At 51.4% G+C, this 16,219-nt stretch carries 8 protein-coding genes and 1 riboswitch; all 8 genes read right to left on the reverse strand.

The annotated features are described in order from the left end of the window. Positions 1-59: 59 nt before the first annotated feature. Positions 60-773: a purine-nucleoside phosphorylase gene (gene deoD / locus B1728_RS22230; protein WP_079912610.1), complete on the reverse strand. Its 714-nt coding sequence runs from the start codon at positions 771-773 to the stop codon at positions 60-62. A 218-nt stretch (positions 774-991) separates the two neighbouring features. After that, complete coding sequence (locus tag B1728_RS22235; protein WP_079912611.1) at positions 992-2,116, reverse strand: glycoside hydrolase family 88/105 protein; 1,125 nt, start codon at positions 2,114-2,116, stop codon at positions 992-994. Between the two features lie 306 nt (positions 2,117-2,422). Continuing rightward, on the reverse strand, positions 2,423-3,268 hold the full coding sequence (locus B1728_RS22240; protein ID WP_079912612.1) for a DUF4367 domain-containing protein: 846 nt from the start codon (positions 3,266-3,268) through the stop codon (positions 2,423-2,425). Then, entirely contained in the window at positions 3,265-3,831 is a 567-nt protein-coding gene (locus B1728_RS22245; protein ID WP_256865463.1) for a sigma-70 family RNA polymerase sigma factor, read from the reverse strand. Before B1728_RS22245 ends, B1728_RS22240 begins: the two co-directional genes overlap by 4 nt. A gap of 93 nt (positions 3,832-3,924) precedes the next feature. After that, positions 3,925-5,241 carry a voltage-gated chloride channel family protein gene (locus B1728_RS22250; RefSeq protein ID WP_079912613.1) on the reverse strand — a complete coding sequence of 439 codons (1,317 nt, stop codon included), beginning with the start codon at positions 5,239-5,241 and terminating at the stop codon, positions 3,925-3,927. 76 nt (positions 5,242-5,317) lie between these two features. Beyond that, positions 5,318-5,377, reverse strand: a riboswitch (Fluoride riboswitch). Positions 5,378-5,509: 132 nt separating this feature from the next. Then, complete coding sequence (locus B1728_RS22255) at positions 5,510-5,911, reverse strand: NUDIX hydrolase (protein WP_079912614.1); 402 nt, start codon at positions 5,909-5,911, stop codon at positions 5,510-5,512. A gap of 161 nt (positions 5,912-6,072) precedes the next feature. Next, entirely contained in the window at positions 6,073-8,379 is a 2,307-nt protein-coding gene (locus B1728_RS22260) for a glycoside hydrolase family 95 protein (protein WP_079912615.1), read from the reverse strand. 198 nt (positions 8,380-8,577) lie between these two features. Further along, positions 8,578-16,149, reverse strand: a complete 7,572-nt coding sequence (locus tag B1728_RS22265; RefSeq protein ID WP_079912616.1) for a pectinesterase family protein — start codon at positions 16,147-16,149, stop codon at positions 8,578-8,580. Positions 16,150-16,219: the final 70 nt, after the last annotated feature.

A 16,219-nucleotide genomic window follows, 5' to 3' on the forward strand; every position in this document is an offset into this window, starting at 1 on the left:
TCATCCCATGGAAGGTGCTTGGTTATTTTTATTACCAGGACCTTATCCCTATCCCGGCATTAATCCTCGCTAATCGCGGCTTCCAGCGCAACAACGATCATATCGTTGAATGTCGTCTGGCGTTCCTCCGCCGTCGTGTCTGCCTCGCCGCTGAACAAGTGGTCGCTGACCGTAAGAATCGATAAAGCCTGTACCCCATATTTAGCCGCGATCGTGTACAATGCGGTTGTTTCCATTTCCACGGCGAGAACGCCGTATTCGGCCATCCTTTTGACCGGTTCCATGCTGTCACGGTAAAAAGCGTCCGCTGTCAATACGCTGCCCACCTTGATAGAAAGACCCTTTTCCAAACCGGCTAAATAAGCTTGTCTCAGCAAATCAAAATCCGCATGAGGCGCAAAATCGCATCCCGGGAAAATATGCTTATTCATGTTCGAATCCGTGCTCGCCGCCATAGCGATGATCACATCACGAATTTTTACATCCTGCTGGATTCCTCCGCAAGTACCGACGCGGATCAATTTCTTCGCCCCATATTCCCGAATGAGTTCATTGACATAGATCGAGATCGACGGCATTCCCATGCCGGTTCCTTGAACGGAAATCCGTTTTCCTTTATAGGTCCCTGTAAACCCGAGCATACCTCTGACCTCATTGTAGCAAATGACATCTTCCAAGTACGTTTCCGCAATATGCTTGGCCCGGAGCGGATCTCCCGGCAGCAGTAATGCTTCCGCAATTTCGCCTGCTTTGGCGTTAATATGGATACTCATTCAAAATACCGTTGCATATCGACATGCAGCGGTATTCACCTCCCTTGTCCTACTTTGTTGTAATCTACGGTTACTAATGTACCATGAAAATGAAAATTGTACTAACGAAGGTTAGCTATACCCGGATGTATCCTGCTTCGTACCAAGGTAATGGAAAAAGAGCCGCCTCCCGGCTTCTCGCCGAGGGACAGCTCTATCTACCTATTCGAATAGCCTTGTTATCTCTGCTCTTCGTCCGCTGCTTCAATTTCCAGGCAAGCCATGATGAACGGAGCGGAGCCTTTCGGATCGTCTCTGCGTGTTGGCTCACTGATATAATAAGCGTAGGAACCGTCGCGGTAAGGCTTGTTGCCAAGGCCTGCCACGCTGCAAATGTGATCCAGGTACAAATGACCGTTCTCGTCTTTGCCTACGCAGCGCTCAACAAGACCTGCATGTCCGCGGCGCGCCGCGTTCAATGCGTCTTTGCCCAAATAGCCTTTGCGAGCGCCTTTTGCCAATGCGCAGACGAACATCGAGGAGGCGGAGGCTTCCAGATAGTTGCCTTTGCGGTCTCCATGGTCCATAACTTGGTACCACAGACCGGATTCCTGATCCTGATAGCGCATGATGGCTCCGGCCAAACGGTAGAAAATACCTACGATAAGTCCGCGCTTCGGATGATCCAGCGGCAGGTAATCCAGCACGTCTACGATCGCCATCACGTACCAGCCGATAGCACGCCCCCAGAAATGAGGGGAACAGCCGGTTTCTTTGTTAGCCCAACGCTCTTCTTTGGATTCATCCCAGCCATGGTACAACAGACCGGTTGCCGGGTCGCGGGATACTTTTTCCATCAGCAAAATTTCATTGGCTACGTCGTCATACCACTCGTGCTCGCCGGACAGCTTCGCGTAAGCTGCCAGCAGCGGCGAGGTCATATACACACCGTCCAGCCACATCTGGAACGGATAGATTTTCTTGTGCCACAGTCCGCCTTCGCTGGTGCGAGGGTGGCTCTTCAGTTGAGTTACAAGCAGCTCAATAGCTTTTTTATATTTTTCCTCGCCCGTCTTTTCATATAACAAGAATAAGGATTTGCCCTGATTGATCTGATCTACGTTATATTCGTTCAATTCGTAGGTGTCAATCGTGCCGTCCTCGCGAATAAACAGATCCATGTTCTCTTTGATGTACCGATAATACTTATCGTCTCCTGTTTTCCTCCACAGACGCTCCATTGCTGTCAGCGCGCATCCGTTTTCATAATTCCAGCTTCTTCTTTTTTGAAACGGCATATCGGAAACGATAGGATATTTTGTCATAAAGGAATCCGCCATAGCTACAGACCAAATCGTGCTCATTATCAAGTTCCTCCTCTTATAAATAAAAAGTTGGGTAGATTCGTTCCTTCTTCTTCCCATGGAAAACGGGGCCCTGCATTAGGCGCTCGCCCCTGCTTCTTGCAGCCGATTTGCCGAAATCCGAACGGCCTGCTGCATAGTGCTTCGATACTACATTAGCATATCTGCGGACAAGAAGCCTTACGTTTTTTGCTGTTTTGGAGGCAGAAATAATAGTATATTGTTCCGCGCGGCGCTGGATACGCCAGTAAGTGCCAAAAAAGCAAAAACGAGCAGGCAACTGGTCGTTACCCGCTCATGATCTCATTACCGTATGGACTCCGCGATCTTGATGACCTCATCTTTCTCGAGTCCTTTGGCTGTTAGGCTGTACAGTACGCCGTTCGTTTCCCAATCAATAGAATGCTCGCCCGTCATGACGGCATCGACTCCATGGATCTGGATAGCCTCAATCTTATTCGTTGTGGACAATCCGAAGGCCGTTTCTTCATCAGCATGACGCTGCTGCATGAAGATTTGCTTGCCTGTCGCTGGCTGCTTGTAATAGATATTGATGTACTTGGAGCCGCTCACGACGCCCTGCTCATCCTTATAAAATTCAGCGCGGTCAAACACATATCCCTCAGGCTGATAGCTTGGGAGCAGTACCTGGAAGGATGTATACTGATTCAGCTGCCCCGGATCGCGAACAACCAGAGTATTCGATTCCGAAGCTGCCTGATCTTGCGCACTTACCATGACCTGCTTCTTCATCTCATCGATAGGTATATGCGTCACAGAAGGCTCCATCTGCGATACCGAAATATGGCCGAGCGAAATCGTGTTAATAATTCGGCTCACAATATCAGATGCAAACGAAGGCTGGACTATGGATAAGCTAATGATTCCAACAGCAGCCACAGATGCGGCAGAAGCCGCCAGCCGAGTCCATTTTTTCCTCGAGCCTCGGGTCTCCTTCCCGTTTTCTTTGTTCCGCATAATCCGATGGTACATCGTTTCCGGGTCGCTGTGCTGGCTGTAATCGCGGTTTGCGAGCACACGGCCCAGTTCAAATAACGGCTTGTATTCACTAGCCGCAGCCGTCTCCTTCCCTGTCTCCAAATAGGAATCCATCTCATCTGCAAAGCTTCCGTGCCGCTTGGCTTGACTCATTCCAATTCCACGCTCCCCAGTGTCTTTCTTAATTTTTTCATGCTGCGGTACAGGATCACGCCCACATTGTCAACGGTGATATGAAGCAGCTCGGCAATTTCCGTATTCTTCAGCTGTGCGCCGAACTTCAGTGCGATCAGATTCCTTTCTCTAGCGCTTAAGGCTTCCAAGGCCTGCTGCAGACTGTCGTTCACTTCCCCTTCAATCGCCAGTCTTTCCGGTCCTTTTCTACCGGATACCAGCTCCTTGAAGCCGTCCAGCGAGAAGAGCCTTCGTCTTTTTTGACTGCGAAAATAATCGTTCACTACATTCCTTGCAATGGCGAACAGCCATACCTCAAAGGGAGCTTTTCCATGAGAAAATGTATCTATTTTCTTCATCGTTTTCTCAAAGATCTGGCTGGTTAAATCCTCGGCCGTATAGTGGCAATTCACACGATAGCTGGTGTAGTTATAAATTCTTTTGTAATACGATTCGAATATCCATGTAAAATAAGCTTCAACGTCTATAGAATCCATCGTTTCTTTACTTACGAAATTAGGGGATATCGCGCGCTCCTGCAATGGGGGGAACTCCTTTCCAAGGAATATTACTTAGCTAAGTAATTCAACTGTAAATACGCTTCCCAAGGAAATTCATTACACCCCAATCCCATATCATTTCGTTTTTTTGTTTAGCCGTTGTCTGACGGTGGCCAAAGTGGCTTTGTCCGGAATCGGATGCAGTCTCGACTTGGATACGGCAATTTGCTGGGAGGTGTAGATCCCCGTATGACCCGAGAACAAATAGCTTACTGCACAGGCCATAAACATATAGAGCATGCCTTCCGACCCGAACAGCTCCATCCCCATGACGAAGCAGGCGATCGGCGTATTGGTTGCGCCGCTGAACACGGCGATAAAGCCTAATCCGGCAAGGAAAGGCGCGGAGAGGTGCAATAAATCGGCCAAGGCATTGCCCAGCGTTGCGCCTATGACGAATAACGGAGTGACTTCCCCTCCTTGAAAGCCGGCCCCGAGGGTTAATGCTGTAAATATCGTTTTCCACAAAAAGGCCCAGTGCGGAACCGGTCCCTCAAACGACTCTTGGAGCAGCGGGATACCCAAGCCCAAATAATCGCGGGTGCCGAAAAGAGAGACGAGAGCAATAATCACGATGCCTCCGGCAAAGCTTCGGACCATCGGGTTTCCGAACAGCTTCGCGTACCATGCTTTGAGCGTGTGGGTCAGTTCACTGAATAAAATGCTGGCGAAGCCGAACACAACAGAGGCCAGTACAACCTTCAGCACAACCGGCACGGACAAAGCAGGAACAGGTCCCATAACGTAATGGATATGGTGAATCCCCCAGGCTGTTGTAACCAAATCCCCTACAAAGCTCGCGACGAAGCACGGAATCAGCGCTTGGTAGCTGACAAGCCCGACAGCCGCTACTTCGAGGCCGAATATCGCTCCTGCAAGCGGTGTTCCGAATACCGACCCGAAGCCGCTGCTGACTCCGCACATTAAAAGCATTTTCCGGTCCGCTTCATCGACCTTGAAGAGCTTGCCGACCAGCTCTGAGAAGCTCCCGCCCATCTGGACGGCTGTCCCTTCCCGGCCAGCAGAGCCCCCGAATAAATGAGTCAAAAACGTGCCAAGCAGGACCAAAGGGGCCATCCGGAACGGAATCGATTCTTGTCCTCCTTGAATCTGTTCGAGGATCAGATTGTTCCCTTTGCCTGAGTTCTTGCCTATTTTGAAATAGAAATAACTCATCAATGCGCCGCCGAACGGCAGCAGAAAGAGCAGCCACGGATACTGCAGGCGGTGCCCGGTCGCAAAATCCAGACTCGCCAAAAACAAGGCGGAGGCCGAGCCCGATAAGACGCCTATGATCCCTCCATAAAATATCCACTTGATAAGCGATCCCAGCAATGCCAGATGCATCACTTTTTCCGCATAAAGATATGCCGTTCTTGCAAGGTTTCTCATTTCATTTATGCTCCCGTCATCGTATTAACATGGAAAGCTTCAGGCAAAAAACAGACTCCTACCAGCGACAGTAACACCACTGGTAGGAGTCATTAGCCCAAAGGCGGTTATGGCGAACTCCATCGCCCGATTCACTTTTTTTCATTGTAATTGAAATGACTGGAAAGGTCAATGCTTTATAGCAGTAAAGCGGGCTACTCGGTCGGCTTATGAATATCGAGCTCTGATAGCCATTCCCTCCATAAAAATAGGAGAGGATTTCATCAAATTAAAACAGCAGCTTCATCTCATACAATTGGTCAAAAATGATTTGGCTCACCGGCGAAACACGGTTCTTGTCATGGTAACCGAGCCAAAGCAGCTCCTCGATCTCGGAAGCAGGGCGAAGCTCGCCTTCGAAATCGGCCGTATAGCAGGCCATCCGCACCATAACGCCTTCCGATTTACCATGGGCCTGTGCCTCAAATGTCCCGATAGACGATATCGTCTCCGGCTTGATTTTAACTGACAGCTCCTCTTCTATTTCCCGAATTAGAGTCTCCCTATCGGTTTCACCGGGCTCCCTTTTCCCTCCGGGAATGTAATAAACTTCTTTTCCCTTGGACCGGGCGCCTAGTAACCGTCCTTCGACAACATGGATCCATGCAACTTTATCAATGGTTGGCTTCATCAATAATCCCTCGATTGTTTTCTGAAAATTATAGCATGATCGGCCTTAACATCAAAACTCCGGAAGAATTCTCAGCCCCAAGCAAAGCCACAAATGCTGTAAGGATACCATTCTGATGAAAAAACCGCCAAGCTCCGAGGCTTGACGGTTTCATCTATTAGTTATATAGCAATCAGGGTATAAGTATGATTCGGGTTCGCTGTAAATAAAATATCGCTGCCTGCCGTCCCTGCTTCGATCGGCTTTCCATTTTCATCAACAACTCGCACCGGTTGATCAAGTCTTACTTGGCATACTCCCCCATGGGAAGACCGGACGGTCGCCTGCTGAAGCTTGCCTTCCTGCCAATCGATCCCGACCTCGAATCCGCCTCTTGCTTTAAGTCCTTTTACGAAGCCCTGCTTCCATTCCGAAGGAAGGGCAGGAAGCAGATGGATCGCTCCCGAATGGCTTTGCAGTAGCATTTCGGCAACTCCCGCCGTGCCTCCGAAGTTGCCGTCAATTTGGAACGGCGGATGGTTATCGAATAAATTGTTGAGCGTAGACTTGCGAAGCAGCTCGTTCACGTTAAAGGACGCCTTCTCCCCGTCTCCGAGTCGTGCCCAGAAATTAATAATCCATGCGCGGCTCCACCCGGTATGACCACCTCCATTGGCAAGCCGCCTATCCAGCGTAGCCCTCGCGGCCGCAGCAAGCTCCGGCGTCTCCCAAGGATTGATGGACGTTCCCGGATGCAGGGCGAACAGATGGGAGATATGCCTATGTCCGGGATCTTTTTCTTCATAGTCCTCAAGCCATTCTTGAATTTGTCCGTGTCTGCCGATTTTGGTCGGCGGTAGCTTCTGCATCGTCTCTTCAAGCTGAGCGAGGAAATCCTGGTCCTTTCGAAGCAATCGGCCCGCTTCTATGCAGCCCTTGAACAGCTCGGTAATAATTTGGTTATCCATGGCCGGACCGTAACAGAGCGTTCCGGATTGGCCGTTAGGAAGAATATAGGTATTCTCCGGTGAAACGGATGGAGAAGTAACCAGGTATCCGCTTCCGTCCTCAATCAGGAAATCAAGGAAGAAGACCGCCGCTTCCTTCATCGTTTCGTAAGCCTGCTCCAAAAATGCCCGGTCTTGTGTAAATTGATAATGCTCCCACAGATGAAGGCACAGCCACGCTGCACCCAGGGTCCAGTAGGTTGCCGGCAAATAAATGTCCTGCGGTGCCGTATCCGCCCATATATCCGTATTATGATGAGCGACAAACCCGCGGCAGCCATACATAACCGACGCGGTACGGCGTCCGGGCTCCTTCATTCTTTCGATGAGATCGAACAATGGCAAATGACATTCCGACAAATTGCAGCTTTCCGCATGCCAATAATTCATTTGGGCATTGATATTAATCGTATATTTACTGTCCCACGGCGGAAGCATCTGATCGTTCCAGATGCCCTGCAAATTGGCCGGAAGCGATCCCGGGCGGCTGCTTGCAATAAGCAGGTACCGGCCGAATTGAAAATATAGGGCGACGAGACCCGGGTCCTTCTCCCCTTCTCTTATCCGCTCCAGCCTTTCCGGCGTAGAGAGCCCGGACAAAACATCTTGTTCGCAGCCATCTGTTCCCGGGTCCCCCAACTGCAGAACGACTCTATCGTACAAAAGCTTGTAATCCTTTATATGCTTGCTCCGAAGGGCGTCATAAGCTTGGGAAGCCGCCCGTTCCAACAGCTCGTCACAAGCCTGCTCCGGATCGGAATAACGGAAGGTCGTTGCCCCTGCAAGCAGGATCGTAACGGCGTTGGCACCTTCTACTACAACGTACTCTCCGATCGTGCGGGTCGTCCCCCCCTCGGAGCATACTTTGGCTTTTAATACGTAATCGGTACCGCCCGTCCCATAGCAGCTGTTACGCATGACAATAGTGTCATGGGCTGTTTTCGTAGAGCAGTCCATATATTTGGCTTTTTTTCTGTCGAACCGGGAATGAAAAGAAAGGCCTTGCGGCTTATCGGTCTCCAGCCGTACCACGATGATGCCGTCCGGATAGCTTGCAAACGTTTCCCGCTTATACCGGTAACCGTCCAGCAGGTAGCTGCAGGACGTTATCGCCGTGTTCAGATCGAGTTCCCTTCGATATTGAAGCGGCTCCTTTTGATGGTGGTCAAAATGAAGCAGAAGATCGCCGGCGGTCATATAATGCCGCTGACTGCTGGGTGTGCCGGAGAAGGCCAGTTTGGCCAGCCGATGCGCTTCGTCCAGCCTTCCTTCAAAAAGCATCTTCCTGATGACCGGCAGATGCTCCAAAGCATCATAGTTGTTGCGATCCGAAGGGCCTCCATACCACACCGTGTCCTCGTTCAGCTGAATTCTCTCGTCCTTCACAAGGCCGAATACCATAGCGCCAAGCCTTCCGTTACCGACAGGAAGCGCTTCATTCCAGTCCCCCGCGGGGCGCCTAAACCAAATGCTCGAATTCATCCTGGCTTCATCCTTTTCTGCTTAGATTCCCGAACTGCATTGATTATACATGAAGCTGGCAGCGAATACTTTACATTTCCTTGCTCAAAAAGACGCCGATTTTTGCATATAATTGCTCGGCGGCACCCGGTAACATGCCCTGTCTGCAAAAAAACAAACCGCACGACCGTAACTAGATTACGACCGTGCGGTTCTTGATTAATTCATGAATTTCAGATGCTGCAGCATACGCTTCAGCATTACCGCTGCCTGTGCTCTCGTTGCAAGCTCACCTGGCGCGAAGGAACGCTCCCCGGTACCCTGCATAATTCCTGCCTTCACGGACCAGCCCACAGAGCTGTGCGCCCAGCCGCTGATCGAAGAAGCGTCGGCATAGGCTTGAGACAAATCCGCCGTCTCTGTTGTAGCCATGCCTGCATAATTGGCGGCTCTTGCAATCATGACGGCCATTTGCTCTCTGGTAATGGTTGCGTCAGGCTGGAATTGCCCTGTTTCGTAGCCTTGCACCAATCCTGCCGCAGCCGCTGCACCAACGGCACCTGCATACCATGCGTGGGCATCTACATCATGATATGCTGCTCCTTGCGGATTCTCGTCGAGTCCCAAAGAACGAACGAGGATAGAAGCGAATTCCGCTCGGGAAATCGAGCGATTCGGTTCAAATGTCGTCTCGGAGCTGCCTTGAACGACCCATTTGGATGCCAAGAGCTCTACCTCTTTTTGCGCCCAATGCCCCTTCAAATCCTCGAAGGCTTTGGAGGATTCGATGACTGCATACACGCCGTTGCCCGGGTGCAGCCATGTTGCCTTCGTAACGCCGTTTTCCGTTACAAACAACGTCGGTACAAATCTCATTTGTCCTGTAGCCGGGTTGATGATAACACCCGTCACTTTATTCGGATCAACAGCTTTCGGGAGCACCATCGTTTTGGCTGAATAGGATTGGGTTTTAAGCTCTTGTTCCGCCCCTTGAGCTTTTAGCGTTAAACGATATTCCATAGGCTGTGTCAGCATGGTGCCGCCAAGCTGTTTGGCCTGGGCTTCCGCACGCTGTGCTGCTTGTTGATTGGCCGGCGCGATGCTCACATGCACTGCTGCATCCTTCGAATTCGCTGCCGCCAAACCGGATACGGCCTTCAAAGGCAGCTCATAAGAAGCTGTGCTCGTGTTAACCACAACGACTGCATTCGGCGATCCTGTCCCGGCGTTAATTAACACTTGGGAAGGCAGCTCGATATTCACTGCCGATAAAGTATTCAAGTCGAGCACTACGCTTGAAGACTTTTGCTTCGCTGCCTGGTTCAAGGCTTCAGCAAGCCTGACTCCATCAACTGTAACTTTCGATACAACGGTGCCGTCGGCAAGGGTTTCATTCTTCACCTGCATCGCATTGGCAGGCAGCTTAACTTGACCTTCAGCAGCCGGGCTTCCTGACGATGTTTCACCGTTTCCGCCCGCTGCAGCGCCTCCGCTGCTGCCCCCGGACGACCCGCCGGTCGAAGGACCGCGTCCATTGCTGCTTCCATGGGTTCTTACAGCTGCAGTTAAAGCCTGGCTCGTATTGCCAGCCGCATCAATTGCTGTCAGCTGGAACGTATAAGGCGCCGCCGGCAAAAGTCCGGTTACCTTATAAGAGAGAACATTGCCGTCAACAACCACTTCGTTATTGTTATTCCATACGAGCTTATATTTAGTTACCCCGACATAGTCTTTGGCCGCAGGCCAGCTCAATACAACGCTCGTATTCGTTAACACGCTTGTATTTAATGTGCCGCCGTTCCATTCCGGCGCCTTCGTATCCACTACCGTCACGCTGACATCCGTGCTGTAGGTCGAGTACGTGACGCTCGTCACCGTCGCTTTGGCCGTTCCCGGCTTCAAGCCGCTGATGAGGCCTGCTGCGCTGACGCTCGCTGCGTCATTGCCTCCCGACCAGACCACCTTCTGGTCGACCGTCTCCGGCAGCACTGTGGCATGAACCTGCACCGAATCTCCCGCTTCCAGCTGCACAGCAGGTTGATCTATTGTGATTCCGGTCGCTCCTTGCCCTGGCTTCGGATTAGGGTCCGGATCGACAGATGCTTTGGCTGTTGTCGCTGTAGCGCTTAAGCCCGCAGCACTCTCATTGCCCGCACCGTCCCGTGCTTTTACAAGGAACGTATACGCACTATCTGCTTTCAACCCGCCTACTACGAGACTCCATACATTTCCTTGAACACTGCCGTACGGCTTTCCGTTCACATAAACGTTATAGCCTGTTACTCCGACATAATCGGCTGCCGCCGGCCAGCTTAATGCTGCCGAGCTGCTGGTAATGCTTCCGATCGACAAGCTGCCGCCTTTCCATTCCGGCGCCTTCGTATCCACTACCGTCACATTCACATCCGCGCTGTAGGTCGAGTAAGTGACGCTCGTCACCGTCGCTTTGGCCGTTCCCGGCTTCAAGCCGCTGATGAGGCCTGCCGCGCTGACGCTCGCTGCATCATTGCCACCCGACCAGACCACCTTCTGGTCGACCGTCTCCGGCAGCACCGTGGCATGAACCTGCACCGAGTCTCCCGCTTCCAGCTGCACAGTTGGCTGATCTACTGTGATTCCGGTCGCTCCTTGCCCTGGCTTCGGAGGGTTCGGAATCCCTGGTATTAACCAGACAGGTTCCTTCGGATTCCAATTGTCCGTTCCTCCAAGTGTGGACTGAACCGTAAACTGCTCCGCCTCGGCGGCCGTCAATTGCTTAGACCATGTATAACGGGCGCCTGCGTTGGCTCCCGGCCCTTTGCTTGCATACTCGGCGAACCTTGCAGTCGCCTCATTCGATGTATTTCCCCAGTTGTTCCATCCGTTAGTCTTGATGTGATCCCCCATGGTACTGTTCACATAGGTCACACTGGCATACGGACGCCACGGTCTTCCAAGCTCCACTTGTGCCGTTAATCCGGGCTCGGAAGTTAACGTGCTGTTAAGGAACAGATAACCTGGTTTGCCTTCATTGGACGAGGCCGCCGTTACATAACCGGAAGCCCGACTGTGAAGGATACCATTCTCAAAAACAGCAGGAGAGCTGCCAAAAATATAATCAACACTGCCGGCGATATAGCTGTCCACAAAGTATTGTCTGCCCTTATCGGCAAACAGCGTGTCCTGATAACCGAGCAGCTTCACATTGCGGTATATCCCGCGATCCCCTTCGGAATACAGGGCTACTGCCTGGCCCGCCGTGAGCCCTGCACTGTTCTCAACCGTCATGTTCTCAAGCGTAAAATCGGTACCGCTCACTTTCAGCGTGTAGCTTCCATTCGTGCCTAGCTCTGTTCCGCCAGGCCCAGGGGTCTTGGCAGAATCGCCATTAACCAGGATCGTACCCTCGCGGCTCTCTCCGATCATCGTAATCTTATTCTTGGAAGAGCCAATATTCACCTTCTCTTTATAAACTCCGTTTTTCACCCGGATAATCGTAGGTGCAGCGCTGTTATCCTGCACCTGGTTTATCGCATCCGTAATGGTTGTATAATCTCCAGGCTCTGCGCTGTTTTGCGACACTACGATGACTTTCGCAGGGATAGCTTTCACAGGTATGGACGGATAGCTCGATCCATTCTCGTTAATAGCAGACACCGCATAATAGTACGTGGTCCCAAGCGTTAAGCCCGTATCGGTAAATGTGCCCCCTGTTACGCCGTCAGCTGCTACGGAGTAAGGTCCGCCCGGGCTGGTACTCCGAACCACCTGGTACGATGCGGCTCCGGTTACATGACTCCAGTTCAGAGTAACCGAGCCTTCACCAGCCTCAGCCTTCAGACCAGCAGGTATTCCCGGCTGCCCTGCATCGGCGCCCGGTCGAATCGCAACGATGTCCGAATCCAGGCCTGCCGCGGACAACCCGGCTGCGGAAACCTTATAATAGTACGGTTTTCCATCCTCCAGATTCGTATCTTTGAAGCTTGTTCCTGTCACATTAGGAGCAATGACAGAGTAAGCGCCGTCGGGTGAGGAGGAACGCTTCACTACATAATGGTCCGCTCTGGGAACTGCAGGCCATTGAAGAGCGATTTGACGGCTGGCCGCAACGGCTGTTACTTGCGGAGTACCGAGCGGCTCCGAGGCTGCAATAGTAATCGGTTGGGAAGCAGGTCCTTCACCGGCTACGCTGGTTGCCGTTACGACATAGGAGGACAGGGAATCGTTGGTCAAACCGCCGATCCGGTAAGCAGTCCCTTTAATATTCGTTGCTACAACCTCATAGCTGCCTGTCGGTTGGGATGCCTTTTTGACCGTGTAGTAATTGGCATTTTCCAACGGGTTCCAGCTCAAATCGATCTGGGCATTTCTTGACACCGCCTTCAGACCTTCGGGTGCCGGAGGCTTTACCGCGGTTTCCGTAGGCATGACCTGAACCTGATTGGAATTACCCGTCTCTCCGCCAACTCCGTTAGCGGTAATAACATAGTAATACACCGTATCATTCGTAACCGTAGTATCGATGAAGGAGCTGCCGGTTACATTCGTTTGAATTACGCTGTAGGGACCTCCGTTGGTCTCGCTGCGTTTAATGTTGTATGATTCCGCTCCTTGCGGCTCTACCCAGGTCAATTGAACAGCCCCGTTGCCCGGAACCGCCATAAGCCCTTTTGGGGTTTCAGCCGGCTCGACGTATACCTTCAAATTATCAAAGTAGAAGCTCCCGTTGCCGCCGCCAGGCGTTTTGGATAAGATACGTCCGATTCCGTATTTTTTGAAATCCGTGGTCGTAAAAGCAAAGGTCTGAACAAACGCATCATCAATATAAATATCTACGCTATCCGCTGCAGCATTGGCTACCAGCTTCAAATTATGCCAAGCCTTTGTGCTTTGCGGCGGGTCCATCAATTTATAATAATTGCTGCTGCCCTTATTGTAAGTTAACGTATACGACCCTGAAGCCGCAGGTGATGTAGGCTTCCTGACTTCAATGGTAAAGGCTGTCTTCTGTCCGTCAGCGCTTTGCACTTGAAGCGGTACCGACGTACCGGATTCCTCCGGGAAATAAAAATCCGTTTCAATGATGACGGTCCCGTACTGAGGCGTAAACTTCCGAATAAATTGTGTGTTCACATTGGCTCTGTCGTACAAGTAAAGTGCTTTAGCTGAGGAGTTTCCTGTTGAATCTGCCGGCACTCCTGAGGCGACAACTTTATTTTTGTCGGTTTGCGGATTCGGCGACACTTCATAAAGTGCCGGTGTTGTATTCAGCTCCACATTTTCAAAGTCTTCATCTACGTAGTAAATCGGTTCCGGTTCACCGGTGGGCTCCACACTAACCTCGGAAGAAGTAAAGCTTTCGCCCTTGCTGTTCACCGCACTGATCACGTAGTAATAAGCCTTGCCCGGTGTCAGCTTTGTATCTGTGTAATTCGTACCTACAATTCCAGTAGCGATTGCCGTATAAGGCCCTCCCGGCATATCGCCTCTTTTCACATTATAGGATTCTGCTGAAGCATCCACATTCCATGTCAGCGTTGCAGATTTATCTCCCGGGGTTCCGGTGAGTCCTGTCGGTTCCGCAGGGAAGTCTGGATCAATGGCATGAAGTTCAACTCCACTAAAATTCGAAGTGTTGTATTTGTTAATGTCGTTATCCGCCTTCGAGGCGTCAGCAGCCAAGCCGTAGAACACCTCGTCCGGCATGTCGATCGTAACTGTGCCGATCTTTTGCCAGTTTACCGCATCTTGGGAAATGAGACCTGTGAAGTGATCGCCAAGGCGAACCAGCTTAACCCAATAAGGCGTGTTAATAAAAGCATCCGGCTCGATTCGTGCAGTATTTCCCCCGTCTGCATCACGGGTGATCATTACTCCTTTTTTCCCCATTTTGACATAAGGGATAGACAGGAAGGCCATTTTGGAGGAAGGGTCTAACGATTCGCGAATCATGACGCCCGCTTCCGCATTATCGTCATTGGCCGTAACATGCTCTACTCTCGCAATAATTTCCCCGTTGCCGGATTGCTTCTGATACGCATAGAGGAACGCATCCGCATTTCCGCCGACATCCCCCGGCGATTTCACAGTAACGGTCTTGGCATCAGCTCCAAGCTGCGTATGTCCTGGAATTCCAACGCTTCCAATGTCAACGGCTTGCCATGGGCCCAACGTCGTCGTCGTATTAACATGTACCGTCACATTATCCGATTGGGTCCCTACACCGCTGTTATCAATAGCGCGGGCCACGACATAATGCGTGCCGTCTTCCACGTTAGTCCAGGTAAAGCTGTATGGCCCCGATGTGTCCTCGCCTACCTTCGTTCCATCAATGAAAAACTCGACCTTGGCAATTCCGTCCTTATCGTCCGCCGAAGCGTTGATGACGACATCGCTGCCTGCTTCAGTAATCGTATTATTGGCGGGAGACGTAATGACAGCCGTCGGGTTATCCGTATTGCTGCCGGATGCATTCCCTTGGACCACCAGATCATTCAAATAAACTTCCAGATTCGTATACCCTTCCGGAGAAAGTGTTATCGAATTGCGGTCATCCGGATTTGACGGACTCAGCCCGTGAGCCGTTTCCCACGCATCATCCATCCCGTCTCCATCCTGGTCTACGACGGAAGAGCGCACCTCCGGATATTCGGCAAAACCGCCCACTTCTTTGGGGGAGTTAATATGCTGACCGGTTCGGTTCTTCACATCATTGATAACCCGGGCATCGATGGCATCCCGTTTAGGCAAGGTAGCGCCAGCATTGGCCAATACATTAGCATAAGCATCCTGTGCGGATTCCGGCACATAACCAGCTACATCAGCCCGCGTCGATTGCTTCGACGATGCAAGGTCAACGACGGTTTGCACGCCTTTCCAGTTATCTGCGGTTACTGCAGGGTCACCATCCATGTAATTGCCGTTAAAATACATCTTGCTCTCCGGAATCACATCCAGGAATAAAATGTTGCGTACATTCCTGTACGTGTTCGGGCCATATTTGTAATAGTTGCTATCCAGATTATAGTAGCCCTCGCCGCCGCCGTAAGAGGAAGCAATACCCCAGTTATAGATGACGTTGTTGCTTGCATCCGTAATATCTAGAAGCTGCTTGATGGTCGGGAAGCGCGGATTGCGGCTCACGCTGTGGGCGATCAGGTTATGGTGGAACGTCGCGTTATTTCCGCCCCATATGCCGCCGTAGCCGTGCCGCCCCTTTTGGTGGCTTGTCATCAGCATGCTTTCTTCCGATATGGACCACTGCACCGTTGTATTCGTGTTCTCATACAGACTGACGACCTCATCTACCGACCAGCTGAAGGAGCAGTGGTCAATGATAATATCTTTATGATAACGAATTCCAAAGGCATCATCCTCGCTCGCAAAACGATCCCCTAACCGAAAGCGCAAGTAGCGGATGATCACATTGTCCGCTTCAACGCTGGTCGTGTAGTCGCTGACCGTAATTCCGTCGCCAGGTGCCGTTTGACCTGCAATGGTAATATTGGAGCCCGATATTTTGAGCGACTCCTTCAAGTGGATGGTGCCACCGACGCGAAAAACGATGGTTCGGTTACTCTGACTAACGGCATCCCGCAGGGAGCCTGGAATGGGCGCTTCATTCTTGCTGTAGTCCGCCAATGTATTGACAATATAGACTTCCTGACCCCGTCCGCCCGTCGTATACTTGCCGCCGCCTTCCGCACCCGGAAATGCGGGCAGCTTGACGGCTGTCGTATCCGCTGAGGCTTGACCCGGTACGAACGACGCCAGCATGGCTGCAATCAGCGCATAGCTTATTACCTTCTTCAAGTCTTTTCTCCTCCTAAAAAATCTTTGATGACCTTGGCTTGATGCATTTGATTTTGAATGCGGTTCCAAT

This window comes from Paenibacillus sp. 32352, assembly GCF_002042965.1.
GTDB classification, from domain to species: domain Bacteria; phylum Bacillota; class Bacilli; order Paenibacillales; family NBRC-103111; genus Paenibacillus_S; species Paenibacillus_S vulneris.

Bases quoted from the DNA above. Each gene is read 5' to 3' on its own strand.
- deoD (WP_079912610.1), bottom strand. From the start codon at position 773: ATGAGTATCCATATTAACGCCAAAGCAGGCGAAATTGCGGAAGCATTA.
- B1728_RS22235 (WP_079912611.1), bottom strand. From the start codon at position 2,116: ATGAGCACGATTTGGTCTGTAGCTATGGCGGATTCCTTTATGACAAAA.
- B1728_RS22240 (WP_079912612.1), bottom strand. From the start codon at position 3,268: ATGAGTCAAGCCAAGCGGCACGGAAGCTTTGCAGATGAGATGGATTCC.
- B1728_RS22250 (WP_079912613.1), bottom strand. From the start codon at position 5,241: ATGAGAAACCTTGCAAGAACGGCATATCTTTATGCGGAAAAAGTGATG.
- B1728_RS22255 (WP_079912614.1), bottom strand. From the start codon at position 5,911: ATGAAGCCAACCATTGATAAAGTTGCATGGATCCATGTTGTCGAAGGA.
- B1728_RS22260 (WP_079912615.1), bottom strand. From the start codon at position 8,379: ATGAATTCGAGCATTTGGTTTAGGCGCCCCGCGGGGGACTGGAATGAA.